17 protein-coding genes and 1 pseudogene are annotated in these 20,297 nt (G+C 71.4%); 9 read left to right on the top strand and 9 right to left on the bottom strand.

Annotated elements, in window-relative coordinates:
- Positions 1 to 177: 177 nt before the first annotated feature.
- The 5 genes from BG418_RS36745 to BG418_RS36725 form a co-directional block, all read right to left on the bottom strand.
- A complete protein-coding gene (locus BG418_RS36745; protein WP_188277767.1) occupies positions 178 to 1,428 on the bottom strand; it encodes a styrene monooxygenase/indole monooxygenase family protein in 1,251 nt (416 codons plus the stop codon).
- Positions 1,429 to 1,515: 87 nt separating this feature from the next.
- Positions 1,516 to 2,160: an ATP/GTP-binding protein gene (locus BG418_RS36740; RefSeq protein WP_188277768.1), complete on the bottom strand. Its 645-nt coding sequence runs from the start codon at positions 2,158 to 2,160 to the stop codon at positions 1,516 to 1,518.
- Positions 2,141 to 2,539, bottom strand: coding sequence for a DUF742 domain-containing protein (locus tag BG418_RS36735; protein ID WP_188277769.1), 399 nt, complete (start codon positions 2,537 to 2,539; stop codon positions 2,141 to 2,143). The genes BG418_RS36740 and BG418_RS36735 overlap by 20 nt, the downstream gene beginning before the upstream one ends.
- Entirely contained in the window at positions 2,536 to 3,021 is a 486-nt protein-coding gene (locus BG418_RS36730; protein ID WP_188277770.1) for a roadblock/LC7 domain-containing protein, read from the bottom strand. The genes BG418_RS36735 and BG418_RS36730 overlap by 4 nt, the downstream gene beginning before the upstream one ends.
- Complete coding sequence (locus tag BG418_RS36725; RefSeq protein WP_317453843.1) at positions 3,018 to 5,612, bottom strand: nitrate- and nitrite sensing domain-containing protein; 2,595 nt, start codon at positions 5,610 to 5,612, stop codon at positions 3,018 to 3,020. Before BG418_RS36725 ends, BG418_RS36730 begins: the two co-directional genes overlap by 4 nt.
- A gap of 379 nt (positions 5,613 to 5,991) precedes the next feature.
- On the opposite strand from BG418_RS36725, the gene BG418_RS36720 reads away from it, so the two are divergent.
- A complete protein-coding gene (locus BG418_RS36720) occupies positions 5,992 to 6,777 on the top strand; it encodes a protein phosphatase 2C domain-containing protein (RefSeq protein WP_188277772.1) in 786 nt (261 codons plus the stop codon).
- A gap of 95 nt (positions 6,778 to 6,872) precedes the next feature.
- On the opposite strand, the gene BG418_RS36715 is transcribed toward BG418_RS36720, so the two are convergent.
- The gene (locus BG418_RS36715) at positions 6,873 to 7,349 is read right to left on the bottom strand and encodes a MarR family winged helix-turn-helix transcriptional regulator (RefSeq protein WP_188277773.1); all 477 of its coding nucleotides are present in this window, start codon (positions 7,347 to 7,349) and stop codon (positions 6,873 to 6,875) included.
- Between the two features lie 99 nt (positions 7,350 to 7,448).
- Entirely contained in the window at positions 7,449 to 10,313 is a 2,865-nt protein-coding gene (locus BG418_RS36710) for a M4 family metallopeptidase (protein ID WP_188277774.1), read from the bottom strand.
- A gap of 279 nt (positions 10,314 to 10,592) precedes the next feature.
- On the opposite strand from BG418_RS36710, the pseudogene BG418_RS36705 reads away from it, so the two are divergent.
- The 3 genes and pseudogenes from BG418_RS36705 to BG418_RS36695 form a co-directional block, all read left to right on the top strand.
- Positions 10,593 to 10,775: pseudogene (locus BG418_RS36705) on the top strand (helix-turn-helix domain-containing protein); the annotation flags it as partial.
- 218 nt (positions 10,776 to 10,993) lie between these two features.
- Positions 10,994 to 11,818 (top strand): lysozyme, encoded by an 825-nt coding sequence (locus BG418_RS36700; RefSeq protein ID WP_188277775.1) that lies wholly within the window; start codon positions 10,994 to 10,996, stop codon positions 11,816 to 11,818.
- A gap of 76 nt (positions 11,819 to 11,894) precedes the next feature.
- Positions 11,895 to 12,686, top strand: coding sequence for a serine protease (locus tag BG418_RS36695; RefSeq protein WP_223185808.1), 792 nt, complete (start codon positions 11,895 to 11,897; stop codon positions 12,684 to 12,686).
- An 18-nt stretch (positions 12,687 to 12,704) separates the two neighbouring features.
- Here the strand turns inward: BG418_RS36695 and lon are convergent, their stop codons facing one another.
- A complete protein-coding gene (gene lon, locus BG418_RS36690; RefSeq protein ID WP_188277776.1) occupies positions 12,705 to 15,116 on the bottom strand; it encodes an endopeptidase La in 2,412 nt (803 codons plus the stop codon).
- 172 nt (positions 15,117 to 15,288) lie between these two features.
- Between lon and BG418_RS36685 the strand changes: the two genes are divergently transcribed.
- Both BG418_RS36685 and BG418_RS36680 read left to right on the top strand, forming a co-directional pair.
- Complete coding sequence (locus BG418_RS36685) at positions 15,289 to 15,954, top strand: GNAT family N-acetyltransferase (RefSeq protein ID WP_188277777.1); 666 nt, start codon at positions 15,289 to 15,291, stop codon at positions 15,952 to 15,954.
- The gene (locus BG418_RS36680) at positions 15,951 to 16,466 is read left to right on the top strand and encodes a hypothetical protein (protein ID WP_188277778.1); all 516 of its coding nucleotides are present in this window, start codon (positions 15,951 to 15,953) and stop codon (positions 16,464 to 16,466) included. Before BG418_RS36685 ends, BG418_RS36680 begins: the two co-directional genes overlap by 4 nt.
- Here the strand turns inward: BG418_RS36680 and BG418_RS36675 are convergent.
- Positions 16,425 to 17,168 carry a rhomboid-like protein gene (locus tag BG418_RS36675; RefSeq protein WP_188277779.1) on the bottom strand — a complete coding sequence of 248 codons (744 nt, stop codon included), beginning with the start codon at positions 17,166 to 17,168 and terminating at the stop codon, positions 16,425 to 16,427. The genes BG418_RS36680 and BG418_RS36675 overlap by 42 nt on opposite strands.
- A gap of 219 nt (positions 17,169 to 17,387) precedes the next feature.
- Here BG418_RS36675 and BG418_RS36670 point away from each other — a divergent pair, with 219 nt between their 5' ends.
- The 3 genes from BG418_RS36670 (at position 17,388) to BG418_RS36660 (ending at position 20,029) form a co-directional block, all read left to right on the top strand.
- Complete coding sequence (locus BG418_RS36670; RefSeq protein WP_188277780.1) at positions 17,388 to 18,062, top strand: spermidine synthase; 675 nt, start codon at positions 17,388 to 17,390, stop codon at positions 18,060 to 18,062.
- Positions 18,063 to 18,146: 84 nt separating this feature from the next.
- Complete coding sequence (locus BG418_RS36665; protein WP_067163879.1) at positions 18,147 to 18,884, top strand: response regulator transcription factor; 738 nt, start codon at positions 18,147 to 18,149, stop codon at positions 18,882 to 18,884.
- Positions 18,881 to 20,029, top strand: a complete 1,149-nt coding sequence (locus BG418_RS36660) for an ATP-binding protein (RefSeq protein ID WP_223185809.1) — start codon at positions 18,881 to 18,883, stop codon at positions 20,027 to 20,029. Before BG418_RS36665 ends, BG418_RS36660 begins: the two co-directional genes overlap by 4 nt.
- The last annotated feature ends 268 nt before the right edge of the window (positions 20,030 to 20,297 follow it).

Raw genomic sequence — 20,297 nt, 5'->3', positions numbered from 1 at the left:
CGCCCCTTCCCGAAACTCTCCGAGGGATGGTGTTCGGCTGCGGATCGTGGGGGCTGGTCGCGCAGTTCCCCGCGCCCCTAGGAGGGCCCGAAGGGCCCATCTTCAGGGGCGCGGGGAACTGCGCGAGCAACCCCCACCGGCGGGCAGCCAAAAGAACCAGGCCGCCCGCCCAGGGGTTTAGGGAAGGGGCGGGGTGGGGGCGGACACCTCGGCCAAGTACGCCCCCGTCCTCTCCTCCTCGAAGAAGAAGTTCTCGAAGTCCGCCGGGTCGTCGAAACCGTTCGCGAAGCGGTCGGCGACCGGCTGGAGTTCGGACGCCGCGCCGATCAGGTTGAGAACATGCTCCGGCGGCGGCCCCAGCATCGCGTTGGTCCACTTCACCACCGGCCCCGCCGTGGACCAGTACCGCTCGAACGTCGCCCGCATCCACGCCTCGTCGAACACCCCGTCCCCGTGCGACACGATCGACGCCAGGTAGGAAGCCGCGCACTTGGAGGCGGAGTTGGAGCCCTGGCCGGTGATCGGGTCGTTGGCGACGACCACGTCGGCCACGCCGAGCACCAGGCCGCCGCCAGGCAGCCGCCCGACGGGGTTGCGGACCGTCGGCGCGTAGCGGCCCGCCAACGTACCGCCCTCGTCGGTCAGTTCGACCTTCGTCGCCCGCGCGTACTCCCAGGGCGTGAACTTCTCCATCAGGGAGAGGGTCAACGACAGGTGCTCGGACGGGTCCGTCACGCCCTGGAACACGTCCAGCGGGCCGCCGGGGATGCCCTCCCAGAAGAGGATGTCGGCACGCCCGGACGTCGTCAGCGTCGGCATCACGAACAGTTCGCCCACACCCGGCACCAGATTGCAGCGCACCGCGTCGAAGTCGGGGTGCTCGGGGCGCGGGCCGAGCCCGTGCACGTACGACACCGCCAGCGCACGCTGCGGCTCGGTGAACGGGGAGCGCGAGGCGTCCCGGCCGAACATCGAGACCAGCTCGCCCTTGCCCGCGGACACCAGCACCAGGTCATACGTACGGGCGAAGAAGTCCAGGTCGGAGACGGCCGCGCCATGGATCACCAGCTGGCCGCCGCGCTGCGCGAACGTCTCCATCCAGCCCGCCATCTTGACCCGCTGGTCGACCGACTGCGCGAAGCCGTCGAGGCGCCCCACCCAGTCGATCGGGCGCGAGCCGTCCGGCGCCGCGACCGACACGCCCACGCCCTCGATACGCGGGGCCTGGGACTCCCAGAAGTTCAGGCCGAGGTCCCGTTCGTGCTGGAGCGCCGTGTGGAACATGCACTGCGTGGACATGACCCGGCCGGACCGGATCTCGTCGGACGTCCGGTTGGACATCAGGGTGACCTCGTACCCCTGGGACTGAAGTCCGAGGGCCAGCTGAAGACCGGACTGACCGGCTCCGACTATCAGGATTCTCCGCATACGAAATTTCTCCGATACCGATACGTAAAGGGGCACGACACGGGGGGTGGCGGGTCTTGAATCGGGTTTTGCGAGGACGTGCCGGAGCTACTCCGGCAGCTCCTCCAGCGCGTGCGACACCAGGCTCAGCAGCGACTCGATCACCGTGATCCGGTCCCGCGCGTCCATGATCACCACAGGGATGTGCGGCGCCACCGTCAGCGCCTCCCGGACGTCCTCGGCCTCGAACGACTCGGTGCCCTCGAAGTGGTTGACGGCCACGATGTACGGCAGGCCGCAGCTCTCGAAGTAGTCGAGCGCCGGGAAGCAGTCGGTGAGGCGGCGGGTGTCGGCAAGGACCACCGCGCCGATCGCGCCGCGCACGATGTCGTCCCACATGAACCAGAACCGCTGCTGCCCGGGCGTACCGAACACGTACAGGACGAGGTCGTCGTCGAGGGTGATGCGGCCGAAGTCCATGGCCACCGTGGTGGTCGACTTCTCCGGGGTGGCCGCGAGGTCGTCGGTGGCCTCGCTCGCCTGGGTCATCACCGCTTCGGTCTGCAGCGGGGTGATCTCCGAGACCGAGGAGACGAACGTCGTCTTGCCCACGCCGAAGCCGCCCGCCACCACGACCTTGGTGGCGATGGGGGCCCTGGTGCGGTCGCGCTGCCAGTCCTTCAGCTCCTCCTCGAAGGGCTCCTCGGGAGCCGGAACGTCGGAGGCCAGGACGTCAGAGCCTGCGGAGTCCACTGAGCACCCTTTCGAGCAGTGCGCGGTCGGGCCTGCCGGGGCCGTGCCCGGTCCCGTACACACGGATCCTTCCCTGGTCGGCCAGGTCGCTGAGCAGGACGCGGACGACGCCGAGCGGCATCCGCAGCAGCGCCGAGATCTCCGCGACCGTCCGCATCGCGCGGCAGATCTCCACGATCGCCAGCATCTCCGGCATGATCCGCGCCGCGCTCCCGGTGAGCGCCTTGCGCTCCTCGGGCGCCTCGATGGCCGCCACGAACGTCTCCACGAGCAGGACGTGCCCGAAGCGGGTGCGCCCGCCCGTCAGCGAGTACGGGCGTACGCGGGCCGGTTTGCGGCCGGCGCCTCGTATCGGCAGCTTCGGGGCGGACGGACTCATTGGGCGGCCTCCATCGACTGGCGCAGCTCGCTGCGGAGTTCGGGGGTGAGCACATGTCCGGCGCGGCCGACGAAGAGCGCCATGTGATACGCGACCACACTCATGTCGCAGTCGGGTGTGGCGTGCACACCGAGCAGCGAGCCGTCGCTGATGGCCATGACGAAGACGCTGCCCTGCTCCATCGCGACCACCGTCTGCTTGACGTTGCCGCCGTCCATCAGGCGCGCGGCCCCATGGGTGAGGCTGGCGATGCCGGAGACGATGGTGGCGAGGTCGGCGCTGGAGCCGCGCGGGCCCTGGGGGCGCGGCTCGGGGCGGGCGCGGCGCTGTTCCGGGTCGGAGGAGAGCAGCAGCAGTCCGTCCGACGAGACGACCGCGACCGAGATGAGCCCCGGCACCTCCTCCACGAGATTCTTCAGCAGCCAGTGCAGATTGCGTGCCTCGCTGCTCAGTCCGAACGTGCCGGTGCCGGTCGCAGTCAACTGCGTGCCTCCTCGACTGTCTCCCCCGTCTGTTGTGGTGTCTGTACCGTCTTCTCTTCGTTACGTACGTCCTGGATCTCCGACTCGGCGTCCCGGCGGCCCTCCAGGGCGCCCTGCTGGAACCCGCCGAGGCGGCGGCGCAGGGCGTCGGCGACATCGGCGCCGCCCTTGCGCGCGGCCGGTGCGGTGGTGCCCGCCTTGACCACCTTCGGGGTCCGCTTGGGCAGCCCCTTGTCGGTGATGCGCTGCGCGGGCACGACGGGCTCGGGCGCCTCGGGCTCGGGCGTGGGAAGCCGCATCTCGAACGTCGGCTGGTCCACGACCCGCTCGTGCGCGTCGGGCTCACCGGCGTCCGGCTCGACCGTCTCCGGCTCGGCCGCCTCCGCCTTGACCAGCGGAATCTGCCCCGACCGTTCCGTACGCTCCGGCAGCACATTGGAGTTGGCCTCCGCAAGCGCCCCCGGCAGCGTGAACCTCGGGGCGTCGCCCGGGGCCGGCATCACATGCGGCGCCGCGACCGGCGGCGTCGTCGGCAGGATCGGCTCGGGCAGCACGACCACCGCCGCCACCCCGCCCTGCTTCTGCTCGCGCAGCTCGATGCGTACGCCGTGGCGGCGCGCCAGCAGCGCGGCGACATGCAGGCCGAGGCCGCCCGCGTCCGTGCCGGGCTCCCCCGGCTCGTACGTGGAGGGGTCCGCGAGCCGCAGGTTCAGCTCGGTGCGGCGCTTGGGACCGATGCCGATGCCCTCGTCCTGGACCGAGAGCATGATCTCGCCGTTCTCCAACTGCCAGCCGGAGAGCTGCACTTGGACGTCGGGCGGCGAGAACGAGGTGGCGTTCTCAAGCAGCTCGGCGACGAGGTGGCTGAGGTCGTCGGCCGCGAACCCGGCGACCTGCGCGTGCGGCGGGACGGCCTGGATGACGACCCGCTCGTACCGCTCGATCTCGCTGACGGCGGCCCGCAGCACATCCACCAGCGGGACCGGGCCCGGGTGGTTGTGGTGGTGCTCCGCGCCCGCGAGGACCAGCAGGTTCTCGCCGTGGCGGCGGATGACCGTGGCCATGTGGTCGAGCTTGAAGAGCGTGGCGAGCGCGTCCGGGTCCTGCTCGCGCTCCTCCAAGCCCTCGATGATGCCGAGCTGACGCTCGACCAGACCGAGGCTGCGCAGGCCGAGGTTGACGAAGGTGTGCTGAACCGTCCCGCGCGTCCGCTCCAGTTGCGCGGTCAACTCCCGTACGGAATCGGTGAGTTCGGCGCGCTCCGCGAGCAGCGCCGCCCGCTCGTCGGCGAGCGCCAGCTCGGCGCCGCGCGCGCTCGCGACCTCCGCGCCGAGGGTGTCGGCGCGTACGCCGAGGTCGCACAGGCGGCCGTGGAGCGTATTCAGGGACCGTACGACCTGGGCGAACTCGTCGTTGCGGCCGGTGAAGCGGACCGGCTCCTCCGTCTGGGGGGCCGCCGCGAGCCGGGCCGCGCCGCGCCGCAGCACGGCGAGCGGGCGGGTCAGCGAGCGGGCGGTGCCGGACGAGACGCCGATGGCGAGCAGCACGAGCGCGCCCACCAGCGCGACCTTGATCTCCAGGTCGGTGACGTCGTCGTCGCGCAGCGCCTCGAACCGCTTGACCTCGGCGGCCGCGAGGGCCGACTGGGTGCCGCGCATCCGGTCGACCCGGGCGGTGAGCGCGGCGTCGACCTTGTCGGCGCCCAGCTTGCGGTCGGCGGCGCTGAGTTGGGGCTGGTCGGTGAGACGGGCGAGATAGCGCTCGGCGGCGTCGACGTCCGGGCCGGTGACCGTGGTGGCGAGCTTGTCGCGCGCGGCGGCCGAGGCGGCCTGGTCGAAGTCGGCGAGCGCCGACTGCTCGCGCACCCGCGCCTGCTGCCCGGCGGCGCTCAACGCGTCCCGGGTGTGCGCCTCGTCGCTGTCGCCCGGATCCTTCTGTACGTAACGCCCGCTGATGGGGTCGTACACCGTGCCGGTGGACTTCTGCGGCACGGAGAGCGCGGCGACGAGCAGGCCCCGGGTGGCGGAGGCGAGTTCGGCGGCGCGGCCCAGGTCGGCGGGGGCGCGAGTGGCCTCGGCGGCGCGCGGCGGTGTCTTGTCGGCGAGCTCGTCGGCGACGGCGAGCAGCTTGGCGATGACGTCCGTGTACGCCCGGTTGGCCTCCAGGGCGGTGCCCTTGCCGGTCAGGATGGTGCGGCGCAGGGACGGCACGGTGGCGAGGTCGCGGCCGAGGGCGGCGGAGGCGTTGGCGCGGATCTCGTCGATACGCCGGTCGACCTGGGTCGCGCGGTCCTTGAGCCCGGCCTCCTGGCGCGGGTCGCGGCCGCCCGCGATGTACGCGGTGACGTCGTCGCGCTCGTCGCCCAGCGCGTGCGCGAGGGTGACGGCCTGCTGGTCGAGCTGGGCGAGCGTGACCAGGTTCTGCGAGTCGTTGAGGTCGGAGGACGCGGTGAGCACGGCGGGCGCGCCCGCGCCGAGCACGGTGAGCGAGACCACGGCGACCGAGGCGACCAGCCGGGTCCGTACACGCGCGGTGCGCGCGGCGCCCTCGGCCGGGTCGCCGTCCTTGCCCCGAGGCCGCTTGTTCTGCACCGGTGCTCTCAATCTTGACTCGTCCGCCCATGAAGCCGAGGTGACGACCGGTCATGCGTCTGATGCGCCCTGTGCGACGCGTTCCCACCCCTGCGCGGCTTCCGACCATTCCAGTGGTTTTGGGAAGGAGGCATGCAACATCCACCCCGCCACCCGAACGAGTGAACAACACTCGGGAGTTGGCCATCAACTCCCGCGGAATGCCTGCCCCCGTTCGTGCGCGCGGCCGGTTGGAACTTCCGCGCGGGCTTTGGCAGGATGCCCGCCCACAGCTTTCTGACAGGTCCACATCCGTCGGGAAAACCGCACTCCGCCGCACTGGTCCAGGCCAATTCACCGGCCATGGAAGGTGCGTGAAGGCGTCGTGCAGACTGGCCGTATGCGCATCGAACTCACCACTGACCCCGGTGACCCCGCCCGCCCCAACGAGGACTGGGCGACCACGGCACTGCCTGCCGCCGGGCGGGGCGGGGCGCTGGTGGTGCTCGACGGGGTGACGCCACCACCGGGCAACGGCGACTGTGTGCACGACGTGCCCTGGTTCACCGCCCGGCTCGGCGGCGCACTGACCGAACTGTCCGGTTCGCGGCGCGACATGACGCTGACCGAGATCCTCGCCGAGTCCATCAGGCGCACCGCCGACGCCCACCGCGACACGTGTGACCTTTCTCACCCGCGTACTCCGCAGGCGACGGTGGTCCTGGCGCGCTGGGACGAGTCGTACGTGGAGCACCTCGTGCTCTCCGACTCCGCCCTGCTCGTCGAATCGCCCGACGGTACGGTCCGGGCGGTCCTCGACGACCGGCTCGACCGGGTGCCGCGCTCTTCGCTGGTGTCTGACGATGTGGCCGACGCGCTCGCCCGGAACAAGGAGGGCGGCTTCTTCACCGCGGCCGCCGATCCGTCGGTGGCCGCGCGTGCTGTCACCGGGCGCATCCCGACCCGGTCGGTACGGTCGCTCGTCGCCCTGACCGACGGCGCCAGCCGGTGGGTGGAGAAGTTCCGCGAAGGCGACTGGGTCGACTGTGTGGCGTTGCTGCGCAAGGCGGGCCCGCAGGGGCTTGTCGAACGCGTTCGGGAGCTGGAGCGCGCCGACACCTCTCGTACGTATCTGCGGCGCAGTAAGACGCATGACGATGCGACCGTCGTGTTCGTTGAGCTCTGACGCTGCCGGTTGTTCGTCTGCGGGTCGGTGGGGGCTGGTCGCGCAGTTCCCCGCGCCCCTTTAGGGCACCCGGTACCGCAGCGTAGGTGACCCCACTACGGGCGCTGCACCCCCGGCTCCTGCATGTCCGCCCTCGCATTCAACTGGTGCAGCAGGCGGGCCAGTTCGGCGATTTCCGTGCGGTCCCAGTCGGCCAGTTTGGTGACGTACTGGGCGCGGCGGGCGTCGCGGACGCGGCGGAAGCGGGCCAGGCCCTCGTCGGTGAGGCGGACGAGGGAGGCGCGGCCGTCGGCCGGGTCCGGTTCGCGGGCCACCAGGCCCAGGTCCTCCAGGGCCCGCAGCTGGCGGCTCATGGTCGCCTTGCCGACGCCGAAGTACGCGGCGAGCTCGGTGGCCCGCTGTGGGCCGCCCTCCTCCAGGCGCACGAAGAGCCCGTACGCGGCCGCCTCCAGCTCGGGATGGACCGCGCGGGCCATCTCGCCGGAGGACGCGCGGGCGCGCCGGAGGAACACCGCCAGCTCGCGTTCGAGCGCGAGAAACTCCTGGTCCGGACCGTCCACATCAGCTCCCATCCCACGGTTGTCCCGACGGGACAGTATTGACCAGTCCTCTGTGGACGAGGGCCCCCGGCACCGGCTGCCGGGGGCCCTTTGGCTCAATTACGAGCTCGACTACGAGCAGGTTCCGGCGGGCCGGTCCCGGGTGACCAGGTCCGTGAAGCCGGTGGTGCCGTCCAGCCAGACGACCTTCCTGCCGCCCGCCGACGACGGGTACAGCTGCTCACCGCGGTTGCAGGACACCCGCTCCTTGCGGGTGCCGTCCGCGCTGAACTGCCACAGCTTGGGCAGGGTCTCATTGCGGTACCGCGTGTCCGGCAGCAGGGTGTTCACGGTGACCGCGTCGTCGGATGCGGTCAGGTCGAACGGGATCAGCGCGCCCGGCCCGGCCTCGGGGCTGAGGTCGACCGTCCCGGTGCCCGCCAGGGTGGACCGGCGCACCGCCATCTGTCCCTGGTCGGCCGGGTTCTCGTCGGCGAGCCAGAACACGTTCTTGCCGGTGATCCCGGTCTGCCCGATGGCCTGCGGCTCCCCGAGCTGCTGGGCGAGACGGGTGGCGCCGGTGGCGATGTCGTACGTCTCGACACCGATCTTGTAGTCGTCCCCGACCGGGTAGAGCTTGGCGTACGCCACGGTGCCGTGACGCAGCGACGGCAGCGCGGTGCCGAGCTGGTACTTGCCGCCGTCCACCCAGGTCGGCTCGCGGTCGCCGGGCTTCAGGAAGCCGACGTGGCGCCCGCCGAACGGGTCGAAGGACTCGAAGACCACGGTGCCGTTCTCGACCCGCAGGTTCTGGACGTTCGTGGTCGAGGTGTACAGCTTCTTGATCGGGCCGCCCGCGATCGGCCGGGACAGGATGTCGAGGCTGCTCGTGCCGAACGCGGCCCACACCACGCTCTTGCCGTCGGTGGCCGGATACACGTGGAAGCGGCCGTCGTTGGGGCTGATCAACTTGGCCGAGCCGGTTCCGTCCGCCTTGCCGGCCCAGATCGAGTACGGCTCGGTGCCGTCGTCGTTGGACTTCGAGGTGGCCCACCAGCCGCCGCCCGCCGCCGTGCCCGTACCGGTGGTGTTGAGCTTGCCGAAGAGCTGGTCGGAGTCGACGCCGATGGCGTTCTCCCAGCCGGGCACGATGCCGTGGGCGTTGAAGGAGCGCTTGACGATGTTCTGCTGGCGCCCGGAGAGCTTGAGGTCCTTGGCGGCCGCGAGGATCGCGTTGCGCGCCTCGGTGTAGCCGTCCAGGGGCGTCATGTACGTGGAGAGCGCCTTGTAGACGAGCCTGTCCGCGAGGAGGGGGTCCTTGGGGTCGAGGTCCTGGCGGATGTCCCACAGGGCGCCCGAGAAGATCGTCGAGTTGAGGTGCACCCCGCCGTTGTCGGTGGCGAAGGAGACGCCGAGGTAGTCCTTGGACGTGGTGCGCCCGTCGTTGAGGTCGCGGAAGGCGCAGTCGCGGGGCTTGGCGGTGCGGCACAGGTTCTCGCCGATGAGCCCGGAGTCCGGGTCGTCCATCTTCGTCCCGCTGACCGTGACGTCGATGGCGTTGCCGAAGTAGTCCGCGAGCGCTTCGTTGAGGGCGCCGGACTGGCCCGCGTAGACCAGGTTCGCGGTGTTCTCGACCACGCCGTGCGTCATCTCGTGGCCGACCACGTCGAGGTCGGCGGAGAGCGTCTTGTACTGCTCGTCCCCGGAGCCGTACACCATCTTCTGGCCGTCCCAGAAGGCGTTGACGTACGGGCCGCCGAACAGCGTCACGCCGACCAGCGAGTCGATGCCCATGCCGCGCCCGTCGAGGCTGTCGCGGCCGTGCACGTTCTTGTAGTAGTCGTAGACCTGCCCGGCCGCCCAGTGCGCGTCGACCGCGCCCGCGGCGGTGGCGTCGCCGCTGTAGTCCGGACCCGCGTTGGTGAACTCCTTGAGCCCGCTGGGCCACTGCCCCGACGCGTCGCCGACGTCGACCGCGCGCGCGTCCCAGGTGTGCAGGGTGTTCTTGCTGGTGGCCGCCATGCGCGCGTAGTCGACCAGGTTGTACTGCTTGGCGGAGGCGTCGAAGTAGATGTTCAGCGGGACCTTGTCGCCGCTGTACTTGACGCCGGTGCCGGTGGTGCCGGGGTTGTCGTTCGCCTGTGTCCGAGCCGGGCCCCGCACCGCCTGGTGCGCCGTCGTGCCCGTGGCGGGCTTCGGCGCGGTGAGCGTCTTGATACGGCTGTACTGGAGCACCGGGAACCCGGCGTGCGCGTCCACGTACACGTCCTGGAGGACCGGTCTGCCGGTGTTCGCCTCGGTGCCGCGCACGGTGACGCGGTAGGTGAGCACGCCCGCGCCCCTGGGGATGACGACCAGGCCGCCCGAGGTGCCGGTGAGCGCGGCCCCCGCCGCGCTCTTCGCGCCCTCGGCCCGCTGGATGTCCTTCTTGCCGAGGGTGGCGCCGCCGACGCGGGCCGCGACCGAGGAGACGGCCCGGCGCACGGCGACGTCCTCGGCGACGGTCGCGGTGGTCGACGTGGTCAGCGCGGTGAAGTACTTGCCGGAGGTCCCGGTGACGACCCGCTTGCCGTCCTGCTTCTCCATCCGCACCACGTACTGCCCGCCCAGCACCTCGACCCCGTGGTACTTCTGCTGGAGCCGTACGGTCTCGTCGGCGCCCTGCCTCAGCGTCTGTACGGGGGTGAGGTCGCGGCCGGGGTCGGCGATGCGGTAGCGGCTCTCCTTCGCCGCGAGATGGCCGCGGGCCGCGTCGGCCGGGGCGGCCTTGGCGTCGGCGCTCTCGTGGAGGCCGTCGACGAGGGCCGGGGTCTGTGTTCCGGTGCCGGGGACGACATCGGCGGCCGGGGTCTGTGCCGGGGGTGCGGCCTGGGCCGCCGGTACCGAGGTGGCGAGCAGCGCGGCCGCGCCGAGGAGGGCGGCTGCGCCCGCTCCCCGGGCGAGTAATCCCTCTTTGGCCGTGCCTGCTCCTGACGTGCCTGCTCTGGGCTTGCGCAAGGTCTTCCTCCACGGGCCGATGGACGGCGGGTGGCGCCTGACAGCGCCGACTGGTCATGACCATGCAAGCCGTGGTGCCTGAACCCCTCAATGGGGCCTCTGCGGTGACTTGTGGACATGCCCACTTGTGAGGCACCTGTGCACGGAGCGAGAATCCTGTGCACGTTCAGGGGGGATTAGTCCAATACGGGACTGCTGGGGGCGGAGTTGGGGCGATTACGGGCCGCGCGGACCGACGGACCGGGCGAGGGAGCGGACGAGGGGCAGTGCCCGAGCGAGGAACAGCTGGAGCTCCTGGGCCTGCTGGCCGAGGGCCTGAAGGACGAGGCGATCGCCCGCCGCCTCGGCGTCCATGTGCACACCGCCCGGCGCCGGATCACCCGCCTGCTGCACGACCTGGACGCGGACACCCGCTTCCAGGCGGGCGCGCGGGCCACCCTGCGCGGCTGGCTGGACGACTGACGCCAACTCCCGCTGTCTGAAAGTCGGTTACGAAGAACGAGCCGTCGACGCGCCTGAACAGGGCCGCTGTCGACGCACCAGTGGCCTGGGCCATTGGCAGTTCCGGAAACTCTTTCGCGTCACGGTCTACGTGCGTAGCTTCTTCCGTATGACATGTCCACAGCGACATGTCGATATCCCCGGCACGTCCCCCCACCCACGCCTTTCGGAGGCGCGCAATGCCCGTGCACAGACCCGGAACGGCCCGCCGCGGCCCCCTCGCCGCGGCCGGAATCCTCCTCTCCGCCCTCGCCCTGCTGCTGACTGCCCCCGGCACCGCGGAAGCCGCCCACACCCCCGCCCGTGGCACCGCCACCATGGGCATGGGCGTCGCGGCCCACGACGGCGTCGGTGGCCCGCCCGGCGCCACCCTCGCCGTCCAGACGGAGGGCGTCGACACCAGCAGCCACAACGGCAACGTCGCCTGGTCCACGCTCTGGAACAGCGGCGTGAAGTGGGCCTACGTCAAGGCCACCGAAGGCACCTACTACACCAACCCGTACTTCGCGCAGCAGTACAACGGCTCGTACAACGTCGGCATGATCCGCGGCGCGTACCACTTCGCGACACCGGACACCACGAGCGGCGCCACCCAGGCCGACTACTTCGTGGACCACGGCGGCGGCTGGTCCCAAGACGGCCGTACGCTGCCGGGCGCGCTGGACATCGAGTGGAACCCGTACGGCGCCGCCTGCTACGGGCTCTCGCAGAGCGAGATGGTCAGCTGGATCGCCGACTTCACCGACGAGTACCGGGCCCGCACCGGCCGGGACGCGGTGATCTACACCGCCACCAGCTGGTGGACCCAGTGCACCGGAAACTCCGCCGCCTTCGGCTCCACCGACCCGCTGTGGATCGCCCGCTACAACACCGACCCGGGCACGCTCCCGGCCGGCTGGGGCTACTACACGATGTGGCAGTACACCTCCTCCGGCCCCACCGTCGGCGACCACTCGCGCTTCAACGGGGCGTACGACCGCCTGCAAGCTCTGGCCAACGGATAGCCCAGCGCCCCCGGTGCGTCGACGCGCACCGGGGGCCTCAACGCATTCCGACCCGTCATACGACAGGATGGTCGCCATGCGCGTGATGCGAACGGTGTTGCGAGTGTCCGCCACGGGGATGCTGGCGCTGGTCACCGGATGCGGCTGGTCGGCGGCCTCGGCACCCCAGCCGGACCAGAGCGACGAGGTGCCGCCCGCCCCCGCCCCGCAGACCTCCGCCGGCGCCACCGCCGGGCTGCCGTCGGTGGGCGTCCTCGTCGACGGCGACAAGCACTGGTGCACCGCCAGCGTCGTCGCCAGCCCCAAGGGCAATGTGGTGGCGACCGCCGCGCACTGCGCCGACTCCGGCTCGGTCGGCTCCATGGAGTTCGCGCCCGCCTTCTCGGGGGCGGTGAAGGGCTCCACTCCGTACGGGACCTGGAAGGTCAAGGCCGTACAGACCGACGACAAGTGGTCCAAGGACGGCGACGACGCCTACGACTACGCCTTCCTCACCCTGGAGCCGGACGCGCGCGGGCGCAGCGTTCAGAGCGTGGTGGGCGCCGCCGAGGCGGACTGGGCCTCGGGGCCCGAGCGCCGGGTCACCGTCGTCGGCTACCCGGCCGAGGACCACAACCCCGACAACCGGCCGATCTCCTGCACCACCGACAGCCGCCGCGACAGCGACATGGCGAGCGACGTACGGATCGAGTGCGCCGGGTTCTGGACCGGGACCAGCGGCAGCCCGTGGCTGGCGGACTACCGGGGGCCCGGCCGCCTCGGCCACCTCATCGGCGTCCTCAGCGGCGGCGACACGGACGTGGAGTCGACGGCGGTGCTCTTCGACGCCCACGCGCGCGAGCTGTACGAGAAGGCCACGCGCGCGTAGTCGTCGTTGCCGCTGCGGTCAGGCCGCGACCGGCACCCGCACCTCCGCCGGGGCCAGGGCGATCTCCAGGACCTGGCGGACATCGGTCACCGGGTGGACCTCCAGCTTCTCCAGGACCTCGGCGGGGACGTCGTCCAGGTCGGGCTCGTTGCGCTTGGGGATCACCACGGTCGTGATGCCCGCCCGGTGCGCGGCCAGCAGCTTCTGCTTCAGGCCGCCGATCGGCAGCACCCGCCCGGTCAGCGACACCTCGCCGGTCATCGCCACGTCCGTACGCACCAGACGCCCGCTGAGCAGCGACGCGAGCGCCGTCACCAGCGTGATGCCCGCGCTCGGGCCGTCCTTCGGAACCGCGCCCGCCGGGAAGTGGACGTGCACGCCCCGGTCCTTGAGGTCGGCGACCGGCAGCTCCAGTTCGGCGCCGTGCGAGCGCAGGAAGCTCAGCGCGATCTGCGCCGACTCCTTCATGACGTCGCCCAGCTGACCGGTCAGCGTCAGCCCGGCCGCGCCCGTCTCCGGGTCGGCGAGCGACGCCTCGACGAACAGGACGTCGCCGCCCGCTCCCGTGACCGCGAGGCCGGTGGCCACACCCGGCACCGAGGTGCGCCGCTCGGCCGGGTCCTGCGCGGACTCCGGGACGTGGTGCGGGCGCCCGATCAGCGCGCGCAGATCGTCCGGGGTGACCGTGAACGGCAGCTCGCGCTCGCCGCTCTCGTGCTGGGCCGCCGTCTTGCGCAGCAGCCGGGCGAGCGCGCGCTCCAGGTTCCGTACGCCCGCCTCGCGGGTGTACTCCCCGGCGAGCTTGCGCAGCGCCGCGTCGTCCAGGGCCACCTCGCCGGGCTCCAGACCGGCCCGCTCCAGCTGGCGCGGGAGCAGATGGTCGCGGGCGATGACGACCTTCTCGTCCTCGGTGTAGCCGTCGAGCCGGACGAGCTCCATCCGGTCCAGCAGCGCCTCCGGGATGGCCTCCAGGACGTTGGCGGTGGCCAGGAAGACGACGTCGCTGAGGTCGAGCTCGACCTCCAGGTAGTGGTCGCGGAAGGTGTGGTTCTGCGCCGGGTCGAGGACTTCGAGCAGGGCCGCGGCCGGGTCGCCCCGGAAGTCGGAGCCGATCTTGTCGATCTCGTCGAGCAGCACCACCGGGTTCATCGACCCGGCCTCCTTGATCGCCCGCACGATACGGCCGGGCAGCGCGCCCACGTACGTACGCCGGTGGCCACGCACCTCCGCCTCGTCGCGGACGCCGCCGAGGGCGACGCGGACGAACTTGCGGCCCATGGCGTGCGCCACGCTCTCGGCGACGCTCGTCTTGCCGACGCCGGGCGGGCCCACCAGCGCGAGCACCGCGCCGCCACGTCGGCCGCCCACCACGCCGAGACCGCGCTCGGCCCGCCGCTTGCGGACCGCCAGGTACTCGGTGATGCGCTCCTTCACGTCCTTCAGACCCGCGTGCTCCGCGTCCAGAACGGCGCGGGCGCCCTTGATGTCGTAGACGTCCTCCGTCCGCTCGTTCCACGGCAGTTCGAGGACGGTGTCCAGCCAGGTGCGGATCCAGGAGCCCTCCGGGGACTGGTCGCTGGAGCGCTCCAGCTTGTCGACCTCCTTGAGGGCGGCCTCGCGCACCTTCTCGGGCAGGTCGGCGGCCTCCACGCGCGCGCGGTAGTCGTCGGACTCCTCGCCCTCCGCCTCGCCGTTGAGCTCGCGCAGCTCCTTGCGTACGGCGTCCAGCTGGCGGCGCAGCAGGAACTCGCGCTGCTGCTTGTCCACGCCTTCCTGTACGTCCTTGGCGATGGACTCGGCGACGTCCTGTTCGGCCAGGTGCTCGCGCAGCTGCTCGGTGGCGAGCTTGAGGCGGGCGACGGGGTCGGCCGTCTCCAGGAGCTCGACCTTCTGGGCGGTGGTGAGGAACGGCGAGTAGCCGGAGTTGTCGGCGAGCGCGGAGACGTCCTCGATCTGCTGGACGCGGTCCACGATCTGCCAGGCGCCGCGCTTCTTCAGCCAGTCGGTGGCGAGCGCCTTGTACTCCTTCGCCAGCTCGGCGACCTGGCCGGGCAGGGGCTCGGGGACGCTCTCGTCGATGGAGAGCCCCTCGACCCACAGGGCCGCGCCGGGGCCGGTGGTGCCCGCGCCGATCCGTACCCGGCCGCGGCCGCGGATCAGGGCGCCGGGGTCGCCGTCGGAGAGGCGCCCCACCTGCTCGACGGTGCCGAGCACGCCGGTCGACGCGTAGGCCCCGTCGATGCGCGGGACGAGCAGCACCTTGGGCTTGCCCGCTGCGGTGCCCTCGGCCCGGACGGCCGCCTGGGCGGCCTCGACGGCGGCCCGCACCTCGGTGTCGGACAAATCCAGGGGCACCACCATCCCGGGCAGCACGACCTCGTCGTCGAGCGGCAGCACAGGCAGGGTGAGCGGTGCGGACGAGTGAGCCATGATCTCCCCTTCGGCAGTCAAGTTGAGCTATGCCGACTCAATGCATGTGAGCCCAGGAATGTTCCCCACCGGGCGTTCGCTCTGAGCGATCACCACTTGTAAGAGTCCATATGATCAAGTGACTATTACCGAGAGCAGCGTCATTGCCACAGGAGCCACCCGAGGGGAACCCATGGAATCGGAGTCGGTACCGGACATCGTCGCGGCCTGGATCAAGGGCTGGGTCGTCTCGCGCGGCGCGGCCGAACCGGTCGCCGAGCCGTGGGGCTGGACCATCGACGTCGGCCAGACCAAGCACGTGTCCCGGCACGTGGTGCCCGAGCCCGACGAGCCGACCGTCCGCAAGCTGGTCGAGGCGACGACCGCTCCCGCCACCTGGCTGAAGCTGTTCGCGGACGACGACACGGTCCGGCCGTGGCTCGGCCCCGGCTGGCACTACGACCAGCCCGGCTTCCTGATGACGCTGCCGCTGGCCGAGAGGGCCCGTACGAAGACCCCCCGCGGCTACACGCTGACCAGCTGGACCACCGGCGGTGTGCTGCGCGTGCTCGTACGCACCGACGCCGGGCACTTCGCCGCGCGCGGCCAGCTCGCCCCGACCGGCACGACCGCCGTCGCCGACCAGATCGAGACGGCGCCCGAGCACCGGCGCCGGGGCCTGGGCAGCCTCGTCATGCGCACGCTGCAGAACGCCGCCCTGGAGGCGGGCGCCACCACCGCCGTCCTCGTCGGCACCCCGGAAGGGCAGGCGCTCTACAGCGCACTTGGCTGGACGACGCGCTCGGCCATGGCGAGCCTGTACTTCGCTCCGTCGGATCCGGCATCCTCTGGGGCATGAGCCCCAAGGTCACGCACCGGACGACCACCGGCCTGCTGCTGCTCACCGCGCTGTTCGCGGCGGCGGGCTGCGGCTCCTCCACCTCGTCGGCCGACAGCGGCGCCCCGGCGTCGCGGACCGCGCCGCCCCCGGCCGTCTCCCCGTCCGCCTCCGCGCCCACGTCCTCCAAGCCGCCGTCCCACGACGGGCAGTTGCTGAAGCTGGTGGTGAGCGGCGGCTTCGTGGGCCGCCACGACGAGCTGGTCGTCCGCGCCGACGGCAGCTACACCTCGACCAAGCGGGACGGGAAGCCGGTCGAGGGCCGCCTCACCCCCGCCGAACTCGCCGGGCTGCGCAAGACGCTGGCGGCCGCCGACTTCGCGCATCTGCCGCCGCGCCCGACCGGGAAGCCGGTCGCCGACGGGCTGATGTACCAGTTCACGTACGAGGGACATGTCGTCCTCGCCGACGAGATCCACCAGCCGCAGGCGCTACGGGACGTACGAGCCCATCTGCCCGTCGGCTACCGCTGACGGCTCCGGGACCCCGGCCCTGCGGGCGTCGGCCCGGCGCAGGAACGGCCAGCACACCACGCCGACGAGCAGCGCCAGCGGATGGCCCCAACTGGCCAGCGGATCCACCATGTCGAAGAGGTCCTGCGTGATCAGCACCACGACCACGCCGAGCAGCGGCCAGCGCAGCACGGCGGGCAGCAGCCCGGCCAGCGCGCCCACGCTCGCCATCAGACCGAAGCTGATGCCGTAGTCGAGCCGGTGCAGCGAGGAGTCCGGCAGCTGACCGGCCATCACCGAGACACCCACGGGCACTTCGGTGGCCAGCGTCGCCACCACGTGCCCGAGCAGGAAGACCCCGGCCGCGCGCAGCCCGCCGACGCGGCGCTCCAGCGCGGTGAGGATGAAGACGAAGCCGACGGCCCACGGCGAGGAGATCCCGCCCGCGATCCACAGCGCGCTGGCGAGCAGCACGAGCACGGGCGTACGGGTGAGGTGCTGCACATCGGTGCTGGAGCTCTCGACGAGCGTACGAACGGTGTCCGGGTCGCCGAACTCCGCGTACAGCGACGTGGAGAGGAGCAGCAACGTGTACGCGAAGGTGAACGGCGTGCCGGTCGGCGACGGCAGCACATGGGCCGCCCGGCGCAGACACGTCCGCAGCTCCCATGCGGCCCACAGCGGCGGACGTCTGTCCGCGTCGGGGATTTCCGCGCTGGTCACAGGGGGCTTCGCGATGGCCCCGCCCTCCGCCGTCTCGATGACCGTCTTCTCCCCCGCCCTCGACCCTGTCGCTTCCCTTGTAAGCGTCCCTTGTACAACGCTCACCCTCTGCGAACGCTCCCCAACACGTCTATGACTTGTGCCACATTGGACAACCTTTGACGCGGACCATGCGTCGGCGCAAGGAGTCGTCAGCTCCGTTCCCGAGGAGGTCTTCCGATGCCCGCCGCCGACCCGATCACTCTCGACCGCCGCGAGGGACCGTACGGCGAGGTGGTGCTCCGCAGACGCGGCCCGCACTTCGAGATCATCGCCAACGGAACGTTCCTGATGGACACCTCCGACGGACGCTCCGAGCGGCTGCTGGTGGACGCCGCGTACGACGCACTGCCGACCGGCCGCGAGACGCCTTCCGTACTCATCGGCGGGCTCGGTGTCGGCTTCTCCCTGGCGCACGCGGCCGCCGACCCCCGGTGGGGCCGGATCGCCGTGGTGGAACGCGAGTTGGCCGTCATCGAGTGGCACCGTACGGGCCCGCTCGCGCCCCTCTCCCGGGCCGCGCTCGCCGACCCGCGCACCGAGGTCCTGCACACCGATCTGGTCGCGTACGTACACACCGCCCCGGACACCTTCGACGCGCTCTGCCTGGACATCGACAACGGGCCCGACTGGACGGTGACCGAGAGCAACGACAGCCTCTACTCCCCCACCGGTCTCGCCGCCTGCCGGGAGCGGCTGACGCCGGGCGGAGTGCTCGCCGTGTGGTCCGCGCAGCCGTCGGCCGCCTTCGGGGAAGCTCTCCGTAATGCCGGATTCCACGGGGTTAGGACCGAAGAGATCGCAGTTGCCCGGGGCGTCCCTGACGTGGTCCATCTCGCTGTTCGCCCTGCGTAGCCGGGACGCGGCCGGTGCCTCTAGTCTCTGACCGACACAGGGGATCACCCCACTGATCCCCGGAAGCAATATCAGGGCGGGGCGATGGAGCAGGCACACACCACCCACAACGGCGTAGCGGCCACCCCCGGCGCCCAGCGCCGGGTGCTGGTCGTCGAGGACGACACGACGATCGTCGACGCCATCGCGGCGCGGCTGAGAGCCGAGGGCTTCCAGGTCCAGACGGCCCTCGACGGCCCTGCCGCCGTCGACACGGCCGAGGCCTGGCAGCCGGACCTGATGGTCCTGGACATCATGCTGCCGGGCTTCGACGGCCTGGAGGTCTGCCGCCGGGTCCAGGCCCGCCGGCCGGTCCCGGTGCTGATGCTGACGGCCCGCGACGACGAGACGGACATGCTGGTCGGGCTCGGCGTCGGCGCGGACGACTACATGACCAAGCCGTTCTCCATGCGGGAGCTGGCGGCGCGGGTGCACGTGCTGCTGCGGCGGGTCGAGCGGGCCACGCTGGCCGCCGCGACCCCGCGCACGGGCATCCTGCGCCTGGGCGAGCTGGAGATCGACCACGCTCAGCGACGGGTACGGGTGCGCGGCGAGGACGTCCACCTCACGCCCACCGAGTTCGACCTGCTGAGCTGCCTGGCGAACACCCCGCGCGCGGTGCTCTCGCGCGAGCAGCTGCTCGCCGAGGTCTGGGACTGGGCGGACGCCTCGGGCACCCGGACCGTGGACAGCCACATCAAGGCGCTGCGACGCAAGATCGGGGCCGAGCGCATCCGCACGGTCCATGGCGTCGGATACGCGCTGGAGACCCCGGCGCCATGAGCCGGGCGGCGGCCGGAGCGGTGAGCGGGCGGACCCGTAGGAACGGGCCGCGCGCCCCGGTTCGCGGCGGCCTGCTGAGCCGGCTGCGCTACATCTCGGTCTCGATCAAGACCAAGCTGGGCACGCTCGTCGTGGTCTCGGTCTTCATCACCACCGGTCTGCTGATGGTGGCCGTGCAGACCCGCACCGAGCTGCGGTTCATCACCGTCTTCTCGGTGATCGCGACGCTGCTGATCACCCAGTTCGTGGCGCACGGGCTGACCGCGCCGCTGGACGAGATGAACACCGTCGCCCGGTCCATCTCGCACGGCGACTACACCCGCCGGGTGCGCGGCGCCGACCGCCGCGACGAGCTCGGCGACCTCGCCTCCACCATCAACCGCATGGCCGAGGACCTGGAGGCGGTGGACCGCCACCGCAAGGAACTCGTGGCGAATGTCTCGCACGAGCTGCGTACGCCCATCGCGGCGCTGCGGGCGGTCCTGGAGAACGTCGTGGACGGCGTCTCGGCCGCCGACCCAGAGACGATGCGCACGGCGCTGAAGCAGACCGAGCGGCTCGGCCGCCTGGTGGAGACGCTGCTTGACCTCTCGCGGCTCGACCACGGCGTCGTACCGCTGCGGGCGCACCGCTTCGAGGTCTGGCCGTATCTGTCCGGGGTGCTCAAGGAGGCCAATCTGGCCGCCTCCCGGCGCGGGCTCTCGTCCGGCTCGGGCAATCACACCCGTACGGACGTGCATCTGCATCTGGACGTCTCGCCGCCGGAGCTGACCGCGCACGCGGACCGGGAGCGGCTGCACCAGGTGGTCGCCAACCTCATCGACAACGCGGTCAAGCACTCCCCGCCGCACGGCCGCGTCACGGTACGGGCCCGGCGCGGCCCGCAGCCGGAGTCGCTGGACCTGGAGGTCCTGGACGAGGGTCCGGGCATCCCGAAGTCGGAGTGGCACCGGGTCTTCGAGCGGTTCAACCGGGGCGACGCCTCGGCGCCGCACGGGCCGGGCAGCGACGGCGGTACGGGCCTGGGCCTGGCGATCGCCCGCTGGGCGGTGGATCTGCACGGCGGTCACATCGGCGTGGCCGAATCATCACGCGGATGCCGCATCCAGGTCACCCTTCCGGGCGTCACCCGACCGGCGAATTGACGTAGTCTCGAACCGGAAGCAGACATTCGCGCGGCGCAGCCGCTCCAGTGGAGCCGCTGTAAGCGGGGTGTGAGTGGGCAAGGGATGTGGTCCTACGAGGGCCGCAACCGCGCTGTGGCGTACCCACTCACGAGCGGAACCCGATCTGTTTCCCGCCAAATCCTGCCCCGAAACACGCTTTCCGGTGTGACTTACGCGACTGTGGCACGCCCGGTCTGCACCTCCAGGCCAGGGAGGCGTAGCCTTTATTTCCGCTGTCCATCACCTT

This window comes from Streptomyces sp. CBMA152 (assembly GCF_014596475.1).
Taxonomy (GTDB): Bacteria; Actinomycetota; Actinomycetes; order Streptomycetales; family Streptomycetaceae; genus Streptomyces.
Note: the sequence above shows the minus strand (reverse complement) of the source record. Positions and strands in the feature narration are given on the sequence as shown.